Raw genomic sequence first — 21026 nt, forward strand, 5'->3', positions numbered from 1 at the left:
AGGATTTGGTGGAGACGGCGGGAATTGAACCCGCGTTGCCGTTATGTTCTCCGCCACTCAAAGCCACAGTATTAGTGTTTTCAGTATCTTGCTTTTTCTCTTACCACACATCAACACAATTTTGCGCTACGCGGTGGACACTTTGTTGACACCTTGGCTAGTATCCTATCTAAAGCTATAGGGAGGTAGTCATGTCATTTTGGAAGGTTTTTTGGGCGGTAGTGCTCGGGAACATTGTTTCTTGGTTTGTTGTTTCTATTATCGGTTGGATTGTTTGGGCTCTGTTTTTAGGTGCTTTGGTTAACGGTTTGAGTGATCGTTTACAGAGTCAGCGTTCTTTGGTTAGTCCACCTTCTCAAGTTGTTCAGTCTCGGTCTTCTCGTTCCGTTACTCCGGTTCTTCCAGCTCCTCAGCCAGTCCAGAAGCGAGAGCGTGTCTTTTCTGATTCTGCTATTGAGCAGAACAGGCGTATGTGTGACTTTTGGACTAAGCAGTATCGTAAGGATCATGATCCTGAAAGTTTGGGTTATCGTGATGCTGCCTGTTCTCGTTATAGACATAGTGTTACTGCTTATAAATGAACCTGAGTCGCCACCACTCAGTTAGGCGACTTTCCGACCGTCCTTTATTTTTGTTGTCTAGGTGCTTCCCCATCTGGCGGCTATTCGAGCTGCCAGGGCAAACCCTATCCTATTTTCAGGTTGTGCTCTGATCTTGCCTTTTCCATTTCTGGGCTGATTTGCCCTGCTTCTGGGATTGTCTTCCCTGTCATTATCCAATACGCGAACTGAGGGAATACCTCAGCTAGTGCTTCCAGGTAGTCCTCGTTAATTTTCTGTTTTTTGCCCCTGATGTTTCCCCATTTGTATCTGTCTATTCCTGTTAGGTCTTCCATTCCTTTAGACGTAATTTTCAGGGTGTCAAAAAGCACTATCACTCTATCTATTATCATAGGTATTTTAAATTAGTACATTTTACTCATTTGGCTATAATAAGTATAAGTTACTCAGTAAGGCAATTTCTCTATCTGAGTGTTCATGTAGAACAGTGTAGCAGAGTGTAGAAAAGTGGACGAACAGAAACAGGTTTTCATGGCAGGAATTCCGGTAATGACGCAAGAGCGCTTTGCCCAGTTGTCTGGCCTTACTGAGGGTCAGGTACGGGGCATGATCGAAAAAGGCCACCTTCCGTCAATCAAAATTGGCAAGCCTCGCCTGGTTAATGTTGCTGCTCTTTCTCAGGAAGCTCTGGAAAAGGAGGAGTTCTAATGGTCACCGCTGACATTCGTGCCGAAAAGAAAGAAGAGATGGATCAGCTTTTTTTGCTTTCTTGCGATTTATGGGACGCTCGTCATTACGAAGAGTCTGCCCGTATTGGTACAAAGCTTCACGGCTTTAAGGATGCTTTTTTAGGGTTTGATACTGACCTATACAAGTACGGTTGTAAGCTTATTTCCCTTTTTTCTCAGTTTATGGTTTCCGATTGCAAGACATTTGAAGCTTTCGCCATGCTCAAAGCTTGCCAGGCATTTAAGGGTTTGAAGCTCGATCCAGTTTTAGATTTTGATCTTCCTTTACCTCAAGTTGAATACTCTTCTGAGCTTCATAATTCTTCTTACTACTTCCGTCTTTCTTCTGAATTCCGTGAGGATCGCGGCTATTCCGGTGGTTTTGTCATTATTTTTGATGAAGTGGTGTCGGGCTGGATGGATGAACTTCGCAATCCTGAGCGTTGGGAGCCTGGCTGCATTGCTATTGATCAGTTTGGTAATCAGTGGCAAGCATACGGTGGTGATTCCTATCATGGTGCAAAACACTGGATTCCGCTTGTTTCGGCTGACCTAGTCCAGGAGGTTTCATAATGCCTCGCATCCCTCCTAGGCAAACCAATATTGAAGACAAGGACAAGCGTTTCTACGTCCAGTCCACCACATCCGTAAAGCTCGCCCTTGAAAAGGAGGCTTTCTCTAGAGGTACTGATCTTTGGACACTTTCCGGTTCCGTACTCGCGGCCTGGCTCCATGCTGGCTGTCCTGATTTCGGTTTTTCGGGTGATCAAGTTCCTGACCAAAGTATTGAAGCCCCCCCCTCGTCATCGTCGCCGCTCACGGGCCCCAAGGGAGGTTCGGCATGACCGGCGCAAGGCTGCGCAGCACGCGTAGCGCTTGGCCTTGCGCTGGGCATGACGTGCCTCACGTTGCCCGTAATAGAGCGGAGACGTTGACGAGGGGGGAGGCCCCCCCTTTGATTCCGAGCTGTGAGCAATCGAGGCAAGCGGAGCGCGGCAGGCAACCGGGATCGTCACCCGTAAGGGCCGCGACCTTAGGCGCGGGGAGCAAAGCGACTAGAGCCCACCCCGGAGGGGTTGCGCTAACGGTTACGGATTCTGAAGCCTTGATTCTTCAGCGTCTTTTTGAACGCCACATGATTGCCCTTAACCAGAGCGTTACCTTCTGGCGAAAAGAATTGGCCTTTGGCCATAGCCCCACGTTTGAACTGTCATATCGAGAACGTGAGGCTGAACTGATGCAGCGCCTTTACCTGGCCCTGTTTGATGTCAACAAGCAAAACCCAAAACTCAATAAAGCAAATGCCTATAAATCGGCCAAAAACGCGGAGTAATAACCATGCAATTTGAAATGACATCCACAGTATTTTCTTGCAACAAGGTCACCGTAGAAGGTCGCACCTTTTGCAGTATTTTCACCGGTCAGCATCCAATGGGTGATAACGCAGAAAATACCCTGGGCCTGGAAGTAACCAAGATTTCGGCAGAGCCTCAGGTTTTTGAACAGCTCAAGGCCGAAAACTTTAAGCCTGGCGATAACGTGAAACTGGTAGCCATGATCAAAAAGGCCGCTAACGGCAAAAGTCAGCCCTACATCGTTGGTGTGGTTCCTGGTCAAAAACTGGCTTCTGAACCACAGAAGAAAGTTAGTTAAGGGGTAATGACTCATGTCCTGGATATGGTTGCTGAATACGTTGGGCGCTTACCTTGCCGTTCTCTTTTCGGGCTTATTGGGTGGGTTTACCGTCTTCGCATATATCGCTGAAGAGTCTGTTTCTGACTACTTCCAGGAATATGGTTGTCCTGTTGTGGAGGCTAATAATGAGATTGCCCAAAACCCTACTAACAGAATTAGGTACTGAGCGCCGCTGCACCAGGTGTAAAGAATACTGGCCTCAAGATCCTGAGTTCTTTTACACCAGCAAGCGCAAAGATCGGAAAACAGTTGATATTCAGCAACCCTGCAAAGCCTGTTTTTCAGAGCTTAAACGGAATCAAAGGAGAGCAAAACATAATGAAAACCTTCCTCTTTGTGACCTTAGCAGCCTTTACGGTAGGTTTCTTGCTCGGTGATGCTCACGGTTTCATCAATGCCCTGGAAGTGTTTGAGGCTGCTCAATGGGCAAACTGATCGCGTGTGACGGTGACTGGACGGTAGCAGCCACCGGCTGGGACTGCTTAGGCACCGTCACGCAGATCGTGTACACGGCACCTGTCGAGTACACGGGGCTAATGGCAACTGAAGCCATATTTCATGGCTTCAGCATGACATTGCCACTTATGGCGCTCGCATGGGGCGGTCGTCATGTTCTTAAAATGGTGAGGTAACAAAAATGAACGCAAAAAAAATGCAAGCGGCTAAGGCGCGTAAGTACGCTGGAAAAGTTGCTATCTGGTCAGCCGTTCCGGCTACCTTCCTTGCAGCTGGCTCCGCCAATGCTGCTGATTGGGCTGCTATGACAGCGGGCCTGGACTTCTCCGGCGAAGAAACTGCAATCATCGCGATTGTGGGCGTTCTCTTCGGGTTCTATGTAGTCCGGCGTGGTGCAAATCTCCTGTTGAGCATGATTCGCTAATCAAATCCCCGCCACGGTTAGTAGCCGTGGCTTTTTTCTTACTAGGTGAAACATGGCAGAACTTTGGGATTGGACATTCTTCTTAATGGGGGCGTCATTGTGCGTTTATCTTTTCAAGGATGTTTGATTCTTTTTCTCCTTTTTTTATCGAGTTTATCATTTGCTGAAAATGCAAAAGTAACACGTTTTAAACCAAGTGATACCAACATTAAAGACTGTAATTACCATCGTGGCATTGGTAAAGAGGATCACCAATGCATGGAAGTTGAACACAGTTACTATACTGACGGCAGTTCACCAGGCTATCTTGTTGTTGCATTCTGTTCTGATCCTGAATATAGCATTCAATGGGACAATCATTATAATACGTGGCCTTTGAACGGTAAAACTGCACAGAGCCCAAATTCTTTTTATTGTCAAAAAGTCCCTTACTGTGATGATTTCCCAACACATGAGGGGGCAATTTTACCTAATACTTCGTGTGGTATGTGTAGCTCAGATCACGTCCGCTCGCCCGGTATTTACTCTCCTGATTCTGGTTCATCTATAGCGGCTCCTTACGAGTGCATGTTGATTGCAGAGCCTGCTGAGTGTTTAGAGGTTGGGAAGTTGTCTGTGCCTGTTGGTGGTCAGTATTTTTGCAATAACGAATGTTCATTAGGATCAATTAACGGTGTTTGTGTTGGTGAACCTGAGCCTGATAACGAGTGTTCGAAAGATAGCCCTGATTATCGTGGTCAGGTGGTTCTTGGTTACGGAAAGCCGCCAATAAATGCGTGTGGCGATTTTGATCAGTGTTCTGGTGATAAGCCTGGTCAAGTTGGATTTGTGAATGGTGAATTGCGTTGCATCCCTGAGGATTATGGCGTTCCTCAGTGTCAGCAAGGCTCATCCAATTATATTGCGTCCATGGATGAGTACGGTTTTGCCTGTCTGCCATTAACTGATGTACCTGAGGATCCTGAGGTACCGGAAGAGCCTAACGAGGATACTACGGGCGACGGTGAGCCTGATACATATAACCCTGATAGTGATCCAAATATTAACCGTAAGCAGCTTGATAAGCTTAATAAGGGTCAGTCTGAAGGTAATCAAAGTTTAAAGAATCTTGAGGGCGCTGCTAATAAACTTAATGAATTGACCGGCAAGGGTAATCGTTCCCTTCGTGATATTGAAAAAAACACCGGCAGTTCCGCTAATTCGTTGAAAGAAATTAACGATTCGTTGAGCGCTCCTGAAGGCGGTTTTTCTCTGGAGGGCCTTGGTTCGGCTCCAGAATTTACGGAAACTATTGATCGCCTTTCTTTAGCGTTTTTTGAACATCCAACTATCCAATCCGTGTCATCAGTGCCGACACTGGCTAGTAGTTCCAGTTGTCCCGTCTATACGTTTCCGGCCAATGAGTTTTGGTCTGCTCATACAATGGATATACATTGTTCCATTTTCGAGAATTATAGGGCGCAACTTTCAGGCTTGTTTATGTTTTTCTGGACAGTTGTGGCAGTGTTTATTTTTCTGAGGGCTTGATTATGTTTCAGTCTTTTTTAGATGCTCTTATTGGTATCGTTTTATTTATTCCGCGCTGGTTGTTTTCTGTTGTCGTGGATATTTTGGAGCTGTTTCTTAGTTGGATACCTGTAATTGATATGGTTGATCCTGTATCCGCGTCTTCTGGTTTAGGTTCTGATGTTCTTTATTTCACTACTGTAATGGAAGTTCCTTATGGCCTTGCCGCTGCGTTATCGGCCTTAACTGCTCGCTTTGTTCTTCGTCGTATTCCGTTTATAGGTGGCTGATTATGTCCATCGTTGGTTATTCGGGTTTGCCTGGTTCTGGAAAGTCTTATGGTGTAGTTGAGAATGTTATTCTCCCTGCTCTGGAATCCAAGCGTCACATAATTACAAACATTCCGTTAAAGCTCGGACGGCTTTCTGATGATTTTCCAGGCGCAAAAGTAACGATATTCGACAATAAGCAGGCAGAAGATGATCCAGATTTTTTTAGCCTGGATCGTCACCCTTCTGGCGTTATCTGGATTATCGACGAGGCATGGCGCTTTTGGAAAAACGGCTCCAAGTCCGTAAACATGCCCCAGTGCCAAAAAGAGTTTTTCACTGAGCATCGTCATGCGGTTGGTGATGATGGTCGAACAAATGAGATTGTCCTGGTCACGCAAGACTTGTCTCAGTTGGCAATGTTCGTTCGCCAGCTTATTGAGGAAACCTATCGAGCCGTTAAGCTTACTGCCATAGGCCAAAATAAAAAGTATCGTGTTGATGTGTATATGGGCGCTGCCACGGGCCAGAAGCCTGGTAAACCCATGCGCCAGCTCTATGGTTCCTACAAGCCTGAAATTTATCAGTACTATAAGAGCCACACCCGCAACAAAACCGATTTTGCGGCAGGTATGGAAGAGAAAGCCGATGATCGTGCTAACATTCTGAAGCACCCGCTAATAAAAATCGGCATTCCCGCGGTTCTGGTTATTGCGTCCTGGGGCATTTATAACGTCTACAGCTATTTTGATGTAGGCGAGCCTGAATCAAACCAGTCGCTTCCTTCTGAGTCTTCCTCTGGCTCCTCTATTGCACCTCGTACTAACTCACCAGGGAATTATCAACGAACTTCTTTACCTGCCAGAGCTATGGACCAGTCTAACTTCGAGATTGAGCCCGGCTGGCTTCCCCTGTCGGATCAGTGGCGCATCGTTGGCGAGGTTAACGGCGTTTACTGGGTATGGGGTGAGACGGGTACGCGCAAGATTCATTCGCGTAATTGTTCCCGGTTCATCAAAACAGGTGAGGCTTACTGTGTGATCCAGGGCAGTTTGGTCACTTATTACAGTTTTCGTGAGCCTGTCCGTGAAATTGAGCGTTCTGCCGGGACTGAGGTTATGGCAGCGAACAAAACGGGATCAGGCGCGTGAATGCGAGCGGAGCGACCATCACGCGCCTGATCACCGTTTAGACGTCCCTGTAACACGTCTTATAGATAACAACATAAGCATCGTTAGCAACACAGAGAACCACAATTATGGCAATTCGTGATTATGAGCGGTTAGATATCTCAACTGGTGAAGTTGGCAAGGGCGATTTGTTCGTTGGCCCTGGTGCACATCAGGTTAATCTCTCCGGTTTGAACGTCCTCTGGTCTGGCGTCGATACCGTTCGCCAGCTCTTTCAGGGTCGTTTAAAGCCCGAATTGCTCGCTGAAGTGGCTGCTGCTTATGACACGGGCCATGGTGCGACAATTTCGGTTAATAATACTCTGTTTTACGTTATGTCAGGGCGTCGTGGTGGGTTCCGTTACATACTTCAGAATCGTGAGTATGGTCTTACCATTCTTATTCAGAATTTCTATGCTGAGGCAGATAGCCAGGGCACACACGTAAAGATTGAAACATCGCCCAGGTGGCTTTATGAGCGCTCTAGCGATCAGATACACCAGGAGCTTATGTTCTGGGGTCGGTCTTTTCTGACAAGCATGGAGCCTTCTGGTGTAGCTATTCATCTTGCGGTTGATTTGCAGGGCTGGGAGCCACCATCAGACTTTGCGCAATCATTTGTAACACGCGCAAAAACTGTCAGTGTTCATAACGGCATTAGCTCTCTTGAGTGGGAGAGTGGTTCAACCATTAATGGTCGTGGTGAAACCTATACCTTTGGCAAGGCAAACAGCCTTCAGACTTGTATCTATGATAAGTCTAAGGAGGTTGATGTGTCCGATAAGCGGGCTTTCATGGAAGGTATCTGGGAGTGTGCTGTTAACGAACAGTCGTTCCCTGATAGCTGTTACGATCCAGAAAAGCCGGTCTGGCGTCTCGAAATCCGTTTCCATCATCGTATTGTTAACGAAATTTGGCAGGGTACCGAAATCAAGCCGATCGTTGATTTTGCTGGGGCGGTTCCTCACCTCACCGGCCTCTGGCGCTATGCCTTGGAGCGTAACCGTTATGAGGTCAAGCGAGATCTTGTTCACCCGGTTTGGACAAAGCTTCGCGATGATGTTTCCTTTGGTTGGGTTGCCCCTAGTCTGGCTTACAAACGCGTAAAAAAGGAGCCGGGTTGCGGCAACGAAAAGAACGTTATTCTGGCATTCGGCAATCTGTTAAGCGTTTATGCTCGCAACCATTTCAACCCCCGGCAGGCTTGGGATTGCCTCAAAACCTCCGGCCTTTGGGATGATTTATCAGCCTATTATCGGAACCGGGGTGTAGATAAAAACGAGTTATTCAAGCTCATTGAAGATGGTATGATTCGGCGGCGCTTGTTAACCAAGGTTGCCTCGTGATTAAAAAGCTTCGTACGGGGCGTTGGCATGTCGATATTCAGCCAGGTGGTCGGGGCCGTAAGCGTGTTCGTAAAACCTTTGATTCCAAAGCGGAGGCTTTGAGGTTCGAGCGCCTTCTAATGTCTCAGCATACTGATCCTGAGTTATCGTCTTTTCTAACCAAAGATAAGCGGCATCTTTCCCAGCTTGTCCAGGTCTGGTTTCAGAGTCATGGCAAGTTTCTTAGGGATGGTGATAGACGCTATCGTCATTTGTTGCGCATGGCTGATGCGCTTTCCGATCCTGTAGCCCAAAAGCTTAAAGCTCGTGACTTTACGGTTTATCGTGCGTTGCGTATTCAGAATGGAATTAGTCCGAAAACGTGCAATAACGAATTAGGCTACATCAATGCTGTGTTTAACGAGTTAGTTAGGACAAAAGATATTCACTATGAAAATCCGTTTTCCAGCATTCGCCCAATAGCTGTCCCTGAGCGTGAAATGGGCTATCTCGATCATCACCAGGTGAAAAAGATATTTGGCGAATTGCAGGAGCGTTCCCAAAATCCACACGTGTACCTTGTAGCAAGGATATCGCTTGAAACGGGCGCTAGGTGGTCTGAAGCTGAATCGCTCATTCTCGATCGTGTTAAACCTTACCGCGTCACCTTCCATCTTACTAAGTCGGGTCGTAATCGAACGGTTCCGGTTTCCCAGTCGCTTTATACCGCGATTGTTTATCACCTGGAGGAGTGGGGCAGTTTCGGTACGTCCACTATTTCGGCCTTTAGGAGGGCGGTTGAACGGTCTGGCGTGCAGCTTCCTCAGGGCCAGTGCGCTCATATTCTGCGCCATACCTTTGCCAGCCATTTTATTATGGGCGGTGGTCATCTCCTTACACTTCAAAAGATTCTCGGTCATTCTACTATCAACATGACCATGCGCTATTCCCATCTTGCACCTGATCACCTGGAGGATGCTGTTAGGCTTAATCCGTTTGCCGCTGTTGACGTTCCGTTGACACTGACACAAAAAACCCCTTCCTAAAAACGAAAAAAGCCCCTGATATCAGGAGCTTAATTCTGCTTGATTGGTGGAGACGGCGGGAATTGAACCCGCGTCCGCCAGCACTAGGCCTTGAGATCTACATGTTTATGTCCTTCTATTGTTTTAACCTCTAGCGACCCGAAGGCCAGGGTGCAAGAGGCGAGTTCTTTAAATCTTAGCCGTTAAACAGTGAACTCTGGTTAACGGAGCATCCCGTAAGCGATGACGTCCTGAGATGTAGCTCTGGGCTACGGGCGACCCAGTCAGGACGACTAGCGGCCCTTAGGCTGCTAGTGCGTAGTTTTCGTCGTTTGCGACTATTGCATTGCAGCTTTGGATTAACGAGATTGGCTGCCATCTCGACATGCACCCAAGGGTTCGCCACCAGCGTCGAAGCCATGTCGTCCCCTTACTCTCAGTATATGTGGCCGCCTTGCTCAACTTCAAGGGGTCTTTGTTGTTATTTTGCACAGGCAAGGTTTTAAAGCTTTTACTGCCGCATGGAATACCTTGGGGTCTATGCGCCCTGACGCCCCGCCAAAGCTACGTGGCTTAGGGCTTCGAAGCTTTCCCGGAAGTATTCCATCACGGCATTTGGGTCTGCGTGAATGGCTTTGTCTACGGTAATGCCGAACTGCACGGTGCCGGCATAACTGAAAATACTCATGCCGATACCAATATTGCCGCTTTGTGGTACCCAGAACATAGGTTGTACCAGTTTACTGCCCGCCAAATAAACAGGTTCTCTGGGGCCGGGTACGTTGGTGAGTACTGCAGAAGCTTTGTTGCTGAGCAGGTCCAGGGCGCGTCGTTCCAGAATGTCGGGGCCGCGCCCGAACAGGTCCAGCAGGCTGTAAGTAACCTGGGCCTGATAGGATTGCTTGAGGCGATTCATGTTTTCCTGCACTTGCCGGAAACACATTATGGGGTCTGCGATTTCAACCGGCAAGCTTACCAATACCAGGCCGAACTGATTGCCCAGGGTTTCGATCGGCTGATCAAGCGGTCGCAAGTTGAAGGGTACCGCGACACGGATCCCGCAATCCGGAATAACTTCCTTGCTTGCTTTGAAGTGCCTGTGGAGGGCGCCGGTTGTCGCACATAGCAGCGCATCATTAATGGTGCCGCCCAGTGCTTTTGCACAGGCCTTTACTTCCGCCAGATCCAGGGGCTCCGCCCATGCAACCTGTTTGCGCCCGGACAGTGGTTGTTTCAAGCCGGTTTTTGGCTCGAACGGCGAAAACCCCAGTTTGAGTAGGTCTACCGCAACGCCGCTGGCGGTACTGGCCAGTTTTAATGGGTAGTTTGGTTCTTCCCTGATTGATTGCACCAACAAGCGGGCCTGCTGTGCTGCGGCTTCGGTAGTGTCTAAAGCTCGGTGCAGGATCTGGCTAATGGCTGACGATGGAGGAAGTTTCCGGGCCCGAGCCTTGGGTATTTTTTTGTTGTCCGGCTCCGGTGTTTTGTCGGTGAGTGATAGCAATACACGCACAAGGGAAATGCCATCGGCAATACAATGGTGGATGCGTATCAGAAGTGCGCATCCATCTTGGTAATTGTCTATGTAGTGAATTTGCCACAGGGGGTGACGCATATCCAGGGAGGTGCTGTTGTAGTCGCTGGTTAGCGCCTGAAGCTCCGCTTTGCCGGCTTTCCCGGGGAGGGCTATCTGGTGCAGGTGATTGTCTAAATGAAAGAGTGGGTCGTCTTGCCAGTAAAGCTTGTCGTTTTCATCAACAATCCTCTGGCGGAATCTCTGAAAGCGCAGAAACCGTTCATTGAGAATGCGCTTTAGCCGGTTGATGGCGATCGGTTTATCGAATGCCAGAACGGCAGAAATCATCATCGGGTTGCTGGCAGAGTCCATCCGCAACCACGAGCGGTCAACTGCCGTCATCGGAGTTCGTTTAGGTGACATGGATCCTCCCTCGGATGTACACCGAAACTGCAGTATAGGCAGAATAGATAAAGGTGCGTATAGAAGGAGTATGCAACACAGTGTACCCGACCCTTGTGACCCGGGTCAGGAAAACTGGCAGTTAAAGCCCTGTGTCAGGTGTTGGCACCACGCAGGATTCGTTGTTTTTGGCGGTCCCAGTCACGCTCTTTCTCAGTCGCGCGCTTGTCGAAGAGCTTCTTGCCTTTTACCAGGGCGATTTCGCACTTCACTTTGTTGTTTTTCCAGTACAACGCAAGGGGCACGCATGTTTGGCCGGCCTGGCTGGTCTCTCCGATCAGCTTGGAGAGCTCTTTGGCGTGCAACAGCAATTTGCGGGTGCGGGTAGGGTCGGCAATTACGTGGGTAGAGGCCTCTGTAAGGGGCTGAATGTGAGAGCCCAGCAAGAAGGCTTCGCCGTCTTTCAGCAATACATAGGCGTCGGTTATCTGGCCTTTGCCAGCTCGCAATGACTTCACTTCCCAGCCGAGTAGGACGAGCCCCGCTTCAAAGCGGTCCTCTATATGATATTCGTGTTTCGCCTTCTTGTTCAGGGCGATGGTACTGCTCGGCGTACCGGGTTTTTTCTTGCTCATGAATCAATTATCCGGATGCGGACGAATTAACGGGCCGACCGTGCGTGGGTCGGAAAAGCGTGCATTGTAGCTCAGGAGTGCCGGATTGGTCACGAAATGGCCTTCTAAAGGCGCAGCAGGTTCGTGTGAAAAGGAGCCCATCGGCTACAATATCAGCCCAGACACTTTCTGAGGCGAAAATGCCTACGCCATATCAAACACATATCGGGTCGTTTACCCGAAAATCAACCTTCTTCTGGGCCGCTGTGGGTGCAACTGTTGGCCTGGCTAACCTTTGGCAGTTTCCTTATCTGGCGAGCCTGCATGGCGGTGGGTTGTTTGTTTTGCTGTATCTCGGTTGCTTGTTGTTGGTCACTCTACCCTTGATGGTTACCGAGGCCGCCATTGGGCGCCACGCTCGCCATGGGATTGTGCTGGCTATGGACGGCCTTATCCGCAGTGCAAAGCGTTCCGGGGCGTGGATGGCTGTGGGGCGGCTCAGTCTCTTGAGTGCTTTTCTGGTTCTATCGTTTACCGCCGTTATTGGGGCTATTGCACTGGCCTATGTGTTTTTAGGTGCCATGGGGCGGTTTTCCGGGGCGGGTCAGGTGGAGGCCGTTGAGATTCTTGCGGGGCTGGTTTCGGACCCGCGGGAGTTTCGTTCTTTTATGGGCTGGCACGCTTTCTTTCTGGTGATGGTTTTATGGGTGTCGGGCCAGGGGGTCGTTGGCGGTGTCGAGCGTGCATTCAGAATAGTAGTGCCGTGTACTTTGGTTCTCTTGCTTGCACTGTTTGGGTTTGCAGCCTGGTACGGTCGATTCGACGGGGCGATCAACCAAGTTCTTGGGATGCATCTACAGGATCTGACCTGGGCCAGCCTGAGCGCGGCACTGTTTCATGCGTTCTATACCTTGGGGTTGGGGATGGGTGTGTGGGCAATTTTGGGGGCTTATACCGCGCCTCACACGCAGCTTAAGCGGTCCATTCTGGCGGTTGTGCTGATGGATACCCTGGTTGCGATTCTGGCAGGGCTGATGATCTTTGCCATGGCTACACAAAGCAGCGCTCTTGATAGTGAACGAGGCTTCAGTCTGCTGTTTATCTCGCTGCCCGTTGCTCTGGGCGACCTGCCGGCAAGTCAGTTTATTACCGCCACCGTTTTTCTTATGGTGGTGATGATTGTATGGTCAACATCTTTGGCTTTACTTGAACCGATTGTTGGCTGGATCCGCGAATGGACGGGCGCCCCCCGTGGATTGTCGGTGTTTTTGGTGGGTTTAGCTGTTTGGCTCGCAGGGCTGACATCTCTGTTTTCATTCAATCTGTGGACGGAGTACCGATTAGCCGGGGCGACGGTTTTCCGCTGGCTTGAGCTGGTAACCGGCGGTTTGATGATTCCGCTGGTGGCGATTCTTGTTGCGCTGTTTACCGGTTGGTACATCACGCGTAACCTCGCAAAAACCATGCTGGGTAAAACACCGCAACTCTTTGCCGCAATCTGGTTCTGGGTGATGCGGCTCGTGTTGCCTTTGGTGGCTGCTTATATCGGTATCCATTACACCGCCAGCTCACTGGCAGGATTGTGCACTGATGGTAGCGAGGTACTTTGGTGTGAGCCGGCACCCGGAATCGTATTGCAGGAGCGAGGGGGCGATTCGGCTGGCACCGTCGAGACGGGTGATAATGGAGTTGTCAGGGAGAGAGCCAATAAGGGGGCAGGGACGTTGCTACCGGCAGAGCAGGCACCTGAAAACGTGCAAGGCCAGCAGCCCTCTGAAAATGCCCCAAAAGAGGGTGATATCCTTTATCATAGTATTTGATTGCAGCTGTACCTGTTATTGCTGAGGCTGCAATTTGCCTAATAGTATGTTTGTAATCAGGACAACCGGTTCTAATGCCCCATCAGATTGATAAAACAGCCCTGGTTATGCACTCCGCAGAGCGCATGTTCCATCTGGTTAATGATATTGCCCGCTACCCCGAGTTTTTGCCTTGGTGTGCGGGTGCAGAGATCCACCAGCAGGACCCCCAGCAGATTATGGCGTCTTTGGAAATTGCCAAGGGTGGGGTTCGCCACAGACTCACTACCCGCAACCAGTTGCTGATGCCAGAAGCCATTGAAATGAACCTGGTGGATGGTCCGTTTCGAAACCTCAAGGGGCGTTGGCACTTCAAGGCCTTGGATGAAAATGCCTGTAAGGTGATTCTAACGCTGGAGTTCGAATTCTCCGGCTCGCTTTCGCGCATGACCTTCGGCCCGGTTTTCAATCAAGCGGCGACAACCATGGTAGATGCTTTCTGCCGACGCGCAGATGCTATCTACACAGGAGGAGTCTGATGCTTCGAGTTGAGGTGGCTTACGCGCGCCCTGACAAGCAGCAAATTGTTCCTGTGCAGGTGCCAGAGGGCTCAACTGCAATTGATGCCGTCAAGCTGTCAGGAATTACCGGCATCTTCCCGGAAATCGATGTGGATTCCATCGATATGGGGATATTTGGCAAGGTGATCAAGAAGCCGGCGGAACATCAGTTACGCGAAGGAGACAGGGTGGAGCTGTATCGCCCGCTCCAGATTGATCCAAAGCAGGCGCGGCTGAACCGGGCTAAAAAGAAGGGCCGGCCCGATCAGTAAGCCGGAGTTTCCTCCAGAAGTTCTGCTTCGTAACGGGTATAGCGGTCGGCATCGTAATACACGATGATGCGTTGCTCCTCGATGTCGCCCCCGCGCCTCTGGAATGTGTATACATAGTACTCTCTGGAACTATCAACCGGGTTCAGCATCAAAGGGCTCCCGAGTAGCGCCCGAACTTGGCTGCGTGGCATGCCTTCATTGAGTTTAGACAGCTCTTCATCGGTAACAATGTTGCCTTGCTGAACGTTGATTTTGTACACGCCGGGAAAAACACAACCGGACAGGGTCAAAGTGAGAATGAGAGCTATGAGCTTTTGCATCGCCGGAGGAAATCCTCTATCTTGAAATCGCCTGCCAAGGGCAGGTGTGGCACGGGTTAACCGTTAAATGGCGGCTTCATCATACCGGAAGCCATGAGGCACACCAAAGAGTGAATAGTAACATGTCATCTGAAAACGCCGAACTACGAAAAGTCGGTCTCAAGGTAACTCTGCCGAGAGTGAAGATCTTCAACATCCTGGAAAACGCCAAGGACCATCATCTGAGCGCCGAGGATGTGTATAAGCGGCTCCTCGATCAGGGTGATGATGTGGGCTTGGCCACCGTATACCGCGTACTTACTCAGTTTGAGACGGCGGGGCTGGTTTTGCGTCATAACTTTGAAGGCGGCCATGCAGTATTCGAGATGGCTGGTGAGGATCATCATGATCACATGGTCTGCACGCAGACAGGGCAGGTGATTGAATTTGTTGATGATATAATCGAAGAGCGTCAGCAGATAATAGCGAAAGAGCACGGCTATGAAATAGTCGAGCATAGCCTGATCCTTTATGTAAAACCCCTCAAGGATTAAAACTCGAAGTAGGGCTAAGAATAAAAAAGGGCAGGCCGCTAAGCCTGCCCAACAGCTCTCAGGTTAGAGAGGGGGAGTCGTTGGCGCCATCTGCTCAGTGATGGGTAGCCTGTCCTTTGGAAAACATTTCAGCCGCGTGGGCAACGGTTTGTTCAGTCATATCCACACCGCCCAACATTCTTGCAACTTCACTGATTCTTCCCTGGTCGTCCAGAGATTCGATTTTCGAGAAAGTCGCGTCTTGCTGGGTAAACTTGCTGACAAACAAGTGTTGATGACACTGGGCTGCTACCTGCGGCAAGTGCGTCACGCAGATAACCTGGCCACCATCCCCCAGAGATCGCAGGAGTTTACCCACCACCTCGGCGGTGCCACCGCCAATGCCAACATCAACTTCGTCAAAAATCAGAGTTGGAGTGGTGGACGTTTGTGCAACAACTACCTGGATCGCCAAGCTGATTCGTGACAGTTCACCCCCGGAGGCTACTTTGGCAAGCGGTCTTGCCGGCTGTCCGGGGTTGGCACTCACCAGAAATTCGATTTCCTCCAGTCCGTGCGGTGCAGGTTCACCCTGATTGTTGCGGTTCAGGTGGGTAACAAACTGTACCGAGGGCATGCTCAGTTGAGCCAGCTCGCCTGCAATGCGCTGGTCCAGTTCTCCTGCAGCCCTGGCGCGGATATCTGAAAGCTTGCTTGCCAGTTTATTAAAGTTTTGATGCAGAAGCTCCAGCTCCTCTTCCATCTGTTCCAGACTGCCTTCGCCGCCATCCAGCTCTGCCAGCTCTGAACTTTGGCGCTTATGAAACTCCGGGAGCTCCTCGGCGTTTATGCGGTGTTTGCGAGCCATTTGGTATATGGCGCTCAGTCTTTCTTCGACTTCAGACAGGCGTGCTGGGTCTGCTTCGTAATCATCTACAAAATGGCGGAGGTTGTCGCCGGCTTCGCTGATCTGGATTTGTGCTTCGCTGAGCATCTGAATGGTGTCAGCTAAGGCCGGTATTTCAACGGGAAGCTGCTCCAGTTGTTGCAGTGCCTGGCGCACCAGTCCAGCGGCGCTGGTGTCTTCCTCGGTGCACAGTAAAGCTGCCTGATGGCTGCCGTGGAGGATTGCATCGGCCTGGCTTAGCTGTGCTTGTTCCTGTTCCAGTTGCTCCTGCTCGCCGCTTTCAAGGGCTAGGCGGTCGAGTTCTTCTACCTGATAGCGCAGGAGCTGGAGTCGGGCTTCTGATTCTTCGGCGTTCTGCTGCCGTTCAGTCAGCTTTGTGCGCGTATGGTTCCATGCCTTCCATGCTTCGCGGGTCTGGTTGGCGAGATCCTCAGCACCTGCGTATTCATCAATCAGTTTTCGGTGGGTATCTTTGCGCAGAAGCGATTGATGCTGGTGCTGGCTATGGATATCCATCAGTAGCCCGCCTAAGTCTTTCAGGTGTGCAAGTGGGCAAGGTTGGCCGTTGATGTAGGCTCGTGAGCGGCCATCTTTGCTGATTACCCGGCGCAGAATGCAGTCGCTGTCGTCATCCAGTTCGTGGCTTTCCAGCCAGTGCAGGGCCTCGGGAATGCCCGAAACATCGAAGGTGGCAGTGATGTCTGCGCGTTTTGCGCCGTGGCGCACAGCCCCCGCATCGGCGCGACCGCCTATGGCTAGTCCCAGGGCATCCAGCACAATGGATTTGCCCGCTCCTGTTTCGCCTGTCAGGGCTGTCATCCCCTTATTGAATTGCAGTTCTACTCTTTCGGCGATCGCGTAGTTGGAAACGGTGAGCTGTGTGAGCATGCAGATAACCTCCGCTCTTGAAAAGATACTGTTCTTACATACAGTGACTGTGAATATATACAGGGTTTTTGGGGTTTGCAAACCTGTCGGGAAATTTTCTTCAGGAATTGCAACCGCTAATGGTTGAAACCTGAGCGGCGAACCCCATATCCGTTCGCAATAGCATCCTTCCAGCTCTGTGAGGCTGGAGCCCATGTTCAATTGGCCGCGTTTAAGCCGGCCGCCGAAGATCTGGCAGGAGTATTCATGAGCACCGATGAAAACCGCAACGAACAGGTAGATGAGTTGAAAGAGGCCGTTGAGGCGGCAGCGGAAGAGGCGCAAGCAGGGGCGCAGGAAGCCCAGGAGGAAGAGATTTCTGAGCTTGAGGCGCTAAGCCAGCAGCTTCAGGATTCCCAGGAGCAGATGTTGCGTTTACAGGCTGAGATGCAGAATGTGCGGCGTCGGGCCGAGATGGACGTCGAAAAGGCGCATAAGTTTGCGCTGGAGAAGTTCGTTAAAGAGCTGCTTCCAGTGGCAGACAGTCTTGAAAAGGCGGTGGAGAGCACCGAAGGGCAAGAAGGCGCCGGCGAGTTAGTTGCTTCTATTCGTCAGGGTGTGGAAATGACGCTGAGTCTTTTTGTCACGAGCCTGAAAAAGTTCAACGTTGAGCCGGTGAATCCTGTGGGTGAGCCGTTTGATCCCCAGATGCATGAAGCCATGTCGATGGTGCCCGCGCCGAATGCAGAGCCGAACAGTGTGGTCGCAGTGGTTCAGAAGGGCTACCTGCTTAACGGGCGTGTGGTGCGTCCGGCCATGGTAATGGTGGCGAAGGCCCAGGATGCACCAAAAATTGATGAGCAGGCTTGAAAAGCCAGCTAAAGCGCCAATATAGCCATTAAATAGAAACCGTCGGGCTAGATGTTTCCGGACAATCATTAAGTACAGCATTCAGAAGAACTGGAGTTAACCAATGAGCAAGATTATCGGTATTGACCTTGGAACGACAAACTCGTGTGTTGCCATCATGGATGGTGACAAAGTCCGGGTTATCGAAAACGCAGAGGGTGATCGCACCACGCCCTCTATCATCGCGTACACAGATGACAGTGAGATTCTGGTGGGTCAGTCCGCCAAGCGTCAGGCGGTGACCAACCCCCAAAACACTATTTATGCTATCAAGCGTCTGATCGGGCGTCGTTTTAAAGATGATGTTGTTCAGAAAGACATCAAAATGGTTCCTTACACTATTACCGGTGCAGACAACGGTGATGCCTGGGTTGAAGTGAAGGGCGAGAAAATGGCGCCGCCTCAGGTGTCTGCAGAAATTCTGAAAAAGATGAAGAAGACTGCAGAAGATTACCTGGGCGAGAAGGTAACTGAAGCCGTTATCACAGTGCCTGCGTACTTTAACGACAGTCAGCGCCAGGCCACGAAAGATGCTGGCCGAATTGCTGGTCTGGACGTGAAACGCATTATCAACGAGCCGACCGCAGCAGCTCTGGCCTATGGCCTCGACAAGAAGAGCGGTGACCGCACTGTAGCTGTATACGACCTGGGTGGTGGTACGTTCGACCTTTCCATCATCGAAATTGCCGATGTGGACGGTGAGCACCAGTTTGAAGTGCTCGCGACCAATGGCGACACCTTCCTGGGTGGTGAAGATTTCGATATGAAAATCATCGAATTCCTGGCCGACCAGTTCAAGAAGGACAGCGGTATCGATCTGCGCGGCGACTCGCTGGCCATGCAGCGTCTGAAAGAAGCCGGTGAGAAGGCAAAGATTGAGCTTTCCAGCAGCCAGCAGACCGACGTTAACCTGCCGTACATCACAGCAGATGCGAGCGGCCCCAAGCACATGAACGTGAAGCTGACCCGCGCCAAGCTTGAGTCGCTGGTAGAAGATCTGGTCGAGCGCAGCCTTGCGCCTTGTAAGGTTGCCCTGAAAGACTCGGGTCTGAGTGTTGGCGAGATCGACGAGGTTATCCTGGTTGGTGGTCAAACACGTATGCCGCTGGTTCAGGAAAAAGTTAAAGAGTTCTTTGGCAAAGAAGCCCGTAAAGACGTAAACCCGGACGAAGCTGTTGCCATGGGTGCAGCAATCCAGGCGGCTGTACTTTCTGGTGACGTTAAAGACGTACTGCTGCTGGACGTGACTCCGCTGACCCTGGGTATTGAGACCATGGGTGGTGTTGCTACACCAGTGATCGACAAGAACACCACGATTCCGACTAAGAAGTCCCAGACGTTCTCAACAGCAGAGGACAACCAGACAGCGGTGACCATTCACGTTGTTCAGGGTGAGCGTAAACAGGCAGCGCAGAATAAGTCCCTGGGCCGCTTCGACCTGGCCGACATTCCGCCGGCTTCCCGTGGTGTGCCGCAAATCGAAGTCACTTTCGATATCGACGCTAACGGTATTCTGAACGTGTCTGCAAAAGACAAGGCGACCGGCAAAGAGCAGTCCATCGTCATCAAGGCTTCTTCTGGCCTGAACGACGACGAAATCGAAAAGATGGTGCAGGACGCCGAAGCAAACGCTGAGGAAGATCGCAAGTTTGAAGAGCTGGTTCAGGCTCGTAACCAGGGTGACGGCATGGTTCACGCTGTGCGCAAGACCCTGACTGACGCTGGAGACAAGGTCAGCGACAGTGAGAAAGAGTCGATCGAAGCTGCCATCAAGGATCTGGAAGAAGCATTGACCGGTTCCGACAAGGATGACATTGAGGCCAAGACTCAGAAGCTGACCGAAGTGTCTGGCGAGCTGGCCCAGAAGATGTACGCAGATCAGGACGGCCAGGCACAGCAAGCTGGTGGGCAAGAAGAAGCTCAGTCCACTGACGATGCAGTGGATGCCGAGTTCGAAGAAGTCAAAGACGACGAAAAGAAGTAATTCTGACGTACATCAGGTAGTTGGAAAACGCGGAGCTGATCCGCGTTTTCCTCGTTTAAAAAACAGGGTTTTGAAGCATGGTCAAGCGCGATTATTACGAGGTTCTCGGAGTTTCCCGGGGCGCGGACGAGAAAGAAATCAAGCGAGCGTATCGAAAGCTCGCAATGAAATATCATCCCGACCGTAACCCGGAAGACAAAGACGCCGAGAACAAGTTTAAAGAGGCTAGCGAAGCCTATGAAGTGCTGGCAGACCAGTCCAAGCGTGCGGCCTATGACCAGTTTGGTCACGCCGGAGTTGACGGGCAAGCGGGCGGCGGCTTCGGTGGCGGCGGCAACTTCTCCGACATCTTTGGTGATGTATTTGGCGATATCTTTGGCGGTGGTGGCCGAGGTGGTCGCAATACCCGTGGCTCGGATCTACGTTACACACTGGACCTGGATCTTGAAGAAGCGGTAAAGGGAAAAACTGTCAAAATCACTATTCCCGGACATCGGGAGTGTGATACCTGTGACGGCAGCGGTGCTGAGAAAGGTTCCCGCCCTGAAACCTGCGGAACCTGTAAAGGTATGGGTCAGGTGCGCATGCAGCAGGGCTTCTTTGCCGTGCAGCAGGCGTGTCCCACATGCCGTGGGTCCGGCCAGATCATCAAGAACCCGTGTAAATCCTGCCATGGGCAGGGCAGAGTGCAGGAAGAGAAGACCCTTTCCGTGAAAGTGCCACCTGGAGTCGATACCGGCGACCGCATACGGCTCTCCGGCGAAGGCGAAATGGGCATCGACGGTGGCCCCCCGGGCGACCTGTACGTGCAGATGTCCGTTCGAGAGCACTCAATCTTCACCCGTGAAGGGCGCAATCTGTATTGCGAGGTGCCTATCAGCATCATCGACGCCACACTCGGCGGTGAGCTGGAAGTGCCGACCCTGGACGGTCGCGTGAAGCTGAGAATTCCGGCGGAGACCCAAACCGGAAAGCTCTTCCGATTGCGTAACAAGGGTGTCAGCCCCGTTCGCGGAGGCCCGGCTGGTGACCTGCTGTGCCGGGTTATCGTTGAAACGCCGGTTAACCTGACCAAGCGCCAGAAAGAACTCCTCCAAGAGTTTCAGACAACCCTGGATGGCAGCAACGGCAACAATCACGCACCGAAGAAAACCTCCTGGTTTGAGGGTGTTAAGAGCTTCTTCGACGAAATGAAATTCTGATCAGT

General features: G+C 50.9%; 23 protein-coding genes and 1 other RNA gene. 18 read left to right on the forward strand and 6 right to left on the reverse strand.

The features are described 5' to 3' along the window. Positions 1 to 191: 191 nt before the first annotated feature. Positions 192 to 581, forward strand: coding sequence for a hypothetical protein (locus CDH47_RS17470; RefSeq protein ID WP_153045452.1), 390 nt, complete (start codon positions 192 to 194; stop codon positions 579 to 581). A gap of 104 nt (positions 582 to 685) precedes the next feature. On the opposite strand, the gene CDH47_RS01900 is transcribed toward CDH47_RS17470, so the two are convergent. Beyond that, positions 686 to 931 carry a DNA-binding protein gene (locus CDH47_RS01900; RefSeq protein WP_239985545.1) on the reverse strand — a complete coding sequence of 82 codons (246 nt, stop codon included), beginning with the start codon at positions 929 to 931 and terminating at the stop codon, positions 686 to 688. Positions 932 to 1067: 136 nt separating this feature from the next. Between CDH47_RS01900 and CDH47_RS01905 the strand changes: the two genes are divergently transcribed. The 10 genes from CDH47_RS01905 (at position 1068) to CDH47_RS01965 (ending at position 9178) form a co-directional block, all read left to right on the forward strand. Further along, on the forward strand, positions 1068 to 1268 hold the full coding sequence (locus tag CDH47_RS01905; protein WP_100638132.1) for a MerR family transcriptional regulator: 201 nt from the start codon (positions 1068 to 1070) through the stop codon (positions 1266 to 1268). After that, positions 1268 to 1861, forward strand: a complete 594-nt coding sequence (locus tag CDH47_RS17560) for a hypothetical protein (protein WP_193601545.1) — start codon at positions 1268 to 1270, stop codon at positions 1859 to 1861. The genes CDH47_RS01905 and CDH47_RS17560 overlap by 1 nt, the downstream gene beginning before the upstream one ends. Positions 1862 to 2393: 532 nt before the next feature. Beyond that, complete coding sequence (locus tag CDH47_RS01920; protein WP_100638134.1) at positions 2394 to 2621, forward strand: hypothetical protein; 228 nt, start codon at positions 2394 to 2396, stop codon at positions 2619 to 2621. Between the two features lie 5 nt (positions 2622 to 2626). After that, positions 2627 to 2941: a hypothetical protein gene (locus CDH47_RS01925; RefSeq protein WP_100638135.1), complete on the forward strand. Its 315-nt coding sequence runs from the start codon at positions 2627 to 2629 to the stop codon at positions 2939 to 2941. Between the two features lie 679 nt (positions 2942 to 3620). Beyond that, positions 3621 to 3863, forward strand: coding sequence for a hypothetical protein (locus CDH47_RS01940; protein WP_100638138.1), 243 nt, complete (start codon positions 3621 to 3623; stop codon positions 3861 to 3863). Between the two features lie 69 nt (positions 3864 to 3932). Beyond that, positions 3933 to 5390, forward strand: coding sequence for a hypothetical protein (locus CDH47_RS01945; protein ID WP_153045453.1), 1458 nt, complete (start codon positions 3933 to 3935; stop codon positions 5388 to 5390). A gap of 2 nt (positions 5391 to 5392) precedes the next feature. After that, positions 5393 to 5659, forward strand: a complete 267-nt coding sequence (locus CDH47_RS01950; protein ID WP_100638140.1) for a hypothetical protein — start codon at positions 5393 to 5395, stop codon at positions 5657 to 5659. Between the two features lie 2 nt (positions 5660 to 5661). Continuing rightward, entirely contained in the window at positions 5662 to 6789 is a 1128-nt protein-coding gene (locus CDH47_RS01955) for a zonular occludens toxin domain-containing protein (RefSeq protein WP_100638141.1), read from the forward strand. A gap of 107 nt (positions 6790 to 6896) precedes the next feature. Next, positions 6897 to 8153: a hypothetical protein gene (locus CDH47_RS01960; protein ID WP_100638142.1), complete on the forward strand. Its 1257-nt coding sequence runs from the start codon at positions 6897 to 6899 to the stop codon at positions 8151 to 8153. Further along, complete coding sequence (locus CDH47_RS01965) at positions 8150 to 9178, forward strand: phage integrase (protein WP_100638143.1); 1029 nt, start codon at positions 8150 to 8152, stop codon at positions 9176 to 9178. Before CDH47_RS01960 ends, CDH47_RS01965 begins: the two co-directional genes overlap by 4 nt. A gap of 44 nt (positions 9179 to 9222) precedes the next feature. On the opposite strand, the gene ssrA is transcribed toward CDH47_RS01965, so the two are convergent. The 3 genes from ssrA to smpB all read right to left on the reverse strand — a co-directional run bounded on the left by ssrA (position 9223) and on the right by smpB (position 11710). Beyond that, positions 9223 to 9587: a transfer-messenger RNA gene (gene ssrA / locus CDH47_RS01970) on the reverse strand. Positions 9588 to 9695: 108 nt separating this feature from the next. Next, on the reverse strand, positions 9696 to 11096 hold the full coding sequence (locus CDH47_RS01975; RefSeq protein WP_100638144.1) for a WS/DGAT/MGAT family O-acyltransferase: 1401 nt from the start codon (positions 11094 to 11096) through the stop codon (positions 9696 to 9698). A 134-nt stretch (positions 11097 to 11230) separates the two neighbouring features. Next, complete coding sequence (gene smpB, locus CDH47_RS01980; protein ID WP_100638145.1) at positions 11231 to 11710, reverse strand: SsrA-binding protein SmpB; 480 nt, start codon at positions 11708 to 11710, stop codon at positions 11231 to 11233. A gap of 179 nt (positions 11711 to 11889) precedes the next feature. Here smpB and CDH47_RS01985 point away from each other — a divergent pair, with 179 nt between their 5' ends. The 3 genes from CDH47_RS01985 to CDH47_RS01995 all read left to right on the forward strand — a co-directional run bounded on the left by CDH47_RS01985 (position 11890) and on the right by CDH47_RS01995 (position 14320). Further along, positions 11890 to 13509 (forward strand): sodium-dependent transporter, encoded by a 1620-nt coding sequence (locus tag CDH47_RS01985; RefSeq protein ID WP_100638146.1) that lies wholly within the window; start codon positions 11890 to 11892, stop codon positions 13507 to 13509. A gap of 74 nt (positions 13510 to 13583) precedes the next feature. Beyond that, positions 13584 to 14027 carry a type II toxin-antitoxin system RatA family toxin gene (locus CDH47_RS01990; protein ID WP_100638147.1) on the forward strand — a complete coding sequence of 148 codons (444 nt, stop codon included), beginning with the start codon at positions 13584 to 13586 and terminating at the stop codon, positions 14025 to 14027. Continuing rightward, the gene (locus CDH47_RS01995; RefSeq protein ID WP_100638148.1) at positions 14027 to 14320 is read left to right on the forward strand and encodes an RnfH family protein; all 294 of its coding nucleotides are present in this window, start codon (positions 14027 to 14029) and stop codon (positions 14318 to 14320) included. Before CDH47_RS01990 ends, CDH47_RS01995 begins: the two co-directional genes overlap by 1 nt. Here CDH47_RS01995 and CDH47_RS02000 read toward each other — a convergent pair. Beyond that, entirely contained in the window at positions 14314 to 14640 is a 327-nt protein-coding gene (locus CDH47_RS02000; protein WP_100638149.1) for an outer membrane protein assembly factor BamE, read from the reverse strand. The genes CDH47_RS01995 and CDH47_RS02000 overlap by 7 nt on opposite strands. Positions 14641 to 14762: 122 nt before the next feature. On the opposite strand from CDH47_RS02000, the gene fur reads away from it, so the two are divergent. Next, positions 14763 to 15173: a ferric iron uptake transcriptional regulator gene (gene fur, locus CDH47_RS02005; RefSeq protein WP_100638150.1), complete on the forward strand. Its 411-nt coding sequence runs from the start codon at positions 14763 to 14765 to the stop codon at positions 15171 to 15173. Positions 15174 to 15267: 94 nt separating this feature from the next. On the opposite strand, the gene recN is transcribed toward fur, so the two are convergent. Further along, entirely contained in the window at positions 15268 to 16947 is a 1680-nt protein-coding gene (recN, locus tag CDH47_RS02010; protein ID WP_100638151.1) for a DNA repair protein RecN, read from the reverse strand. A 246-nt stretch (positions 16948 to 17193) separates the two neighbouring features. Here recN and grpE point away from each other — a divergent pair, with 246 nt between their 5' ends. From grpE to dnaJ, 3 genes are all read left to right on the forward strand, one after another. Further along, positions 17194 to 17796 carry a nucleotide exchange factor GrpE gene (gene grpE / locus CDH47_RS02015; protein WP_100638731.1) on the forward strand — a complete coding sequence of 201 codons (603 nt, stop codon included), beginning with the start codon at positions 17194 to 17196 and terminating at the stop codon, positions 17794 to 17796. 103 nt (positions 17797 to 17899) lie between these two features. Beyond that, positions 17900 to 19819 (forward strand): molecular chaperone DnaK, encoded by a 1920-nt coding sequence (gene dnaK, locus CDH47_RS02020; protein ID WP_100638152.1) that lies wholly within the window; start codon positions 17900 to 17902, stop codon positions 19817 to 19819. Between the two features lie 77 nt (positions 19820 to 19896). Further along, positions 19897 to 21021 carry a molecular chaperone DnaJ gene (gene dnaJ / locus CDH47_RS02025; protein WP_100638153.1) on the forward strand — a complete coding sequence of 375 codons (1125 nt, stop codon included), beginning with the start codon at positions 19897 to 19899 and terminating at the stop codon, positions 21019 to 21021. Positions 21022 to 21026: the final 5 nt, after the last annotated feature.

The sequence above is a fragment of the Marinobacter salexigens genome (assembly GCF_002806945.1).
Classification (GTDB): domain Bacteria; phylum Pseudomonadota; class Gammaproteobacteria; order Pseudomonadales; family Oleiphilaceae; genus Marinobacter; species Marinobacter salexigens.

Coding starts and splice junctions, on each gene's coding strand:
- CDH47_RS17470 (WP_153045452.1), top strand. CDS start 192: ATGTCATTTTGGAAGGTTTTTTGGGCGGTAGTGCTCGGGAACATTGTT.
- CDH47_RS17560 (WP_193601545.1), top strand. CDS start 1,268: ATGGTCACCGCTGACATTCGTGCCGAAAAGAAAGAAGAGATGGATCAG.
- CDH47_RS01925 (WP_100638135.1), top strand. CDS start 2,627: ATGCAATTTGAAATGACATCCACAGTATTTTCTTGCAACAAGGTCACC.
- CDH47_RS01940 (WP_100638138.1), top strand. CDS start 3,621: ATGAACGCAAAAAAAATGCAAGCGGCTAAGGCGCGTAAGTACGCTGGA.
- CDH47_RS01950 (WP_100638140.1), top strand. CDS start 5,393: ATGTTTCAGTCTTTTTTAGATGCTCTTATTGGTATCGTTTTATTTATT.
- CDH47_RS01955 (WP_100638141.1), top strand. CDS start 5,662: ATGTCCATCGTTGGTTATTCGGGTTTGCCTGGTTCTGGAAAGTCTTAT.
- CDH47_RS01960 (WP_100638142.1), top strand. CDS start 6,897: ATGGCAATTCGTGATTATGAGCGGTTAGATATCTCAACTGGTGAAGTT.
- CDH47_RS01975 (WP_100638144.1), bottom strand. CDS start 11,096: ATGTCACCTAAACGAACTCCGATGACGGCAGTTGACCGCTCGTGGTTG.
- smpB (WP_100638145.1), bottom strand. CDS start 11,710: ATGAGCAAGAAAAAACCCGGTACGCCGAGCAGTACCATCGCCCTGAAC.
- CDH47_RS01985 (WP_100638146.1), top strand. CDS start 11,890: ATGCCTACGCCATATCAAACACATATCGGGTCGTTTACCCGAAAATCA.
- CDH47_RS01990 (WP_100638147.1), top strand. CDS start 13,584: ATGCCCCATCAGATTGATAAAACAGCCCTGGTTATGCACTCCGCAGAG.
- CDH47_RS01995 (WP_100638148.1), top strand. CDS start 14,027: ATGCTTCGAGTTGAGGTGGCTTACGCGCGCCCTGACAAGCAGCAAATT.
- CDH47_RS02000 (WP_100638149.1), bottom strand. CDS start 14,640: ATGCAAAAGCTCATAGCTCTCATTCTCACTTTGACCCTGTCCGGTTGT.
- fur (WP_100638150.1), top strand. CDS start 14,763: ATGTCATCTGAAAACGCCGAACTACGAAAAGTCGGTCTCAAGGTAACT.
- recN (WP_100638151.1), bottom strand. CDS start 16,947: ATGCTCACACAGCTCACCGTTTCCAACTACGCGATCGCCGAAAGAGTA.
- grpE (WP_100638731.1), top strand. CDS start 17,194: ATGAGCACCGATGAAAACCGCAACGAACAGGTAGATGAGTTGAAAGAG.
- dnaK (WP_100638152.1), top strand. CDS start 17,900: ATGAGCAAGATTATCGGTATTGACCTTGGAACGACAAACTCGTGTGTT.
- dnaJ (WP_100638153.1), top strand. CDS start 19,897: ATGGTCAAGCGCGATTATTACGAGGTTCTCGGAGTTTCCCGGGGCGCG.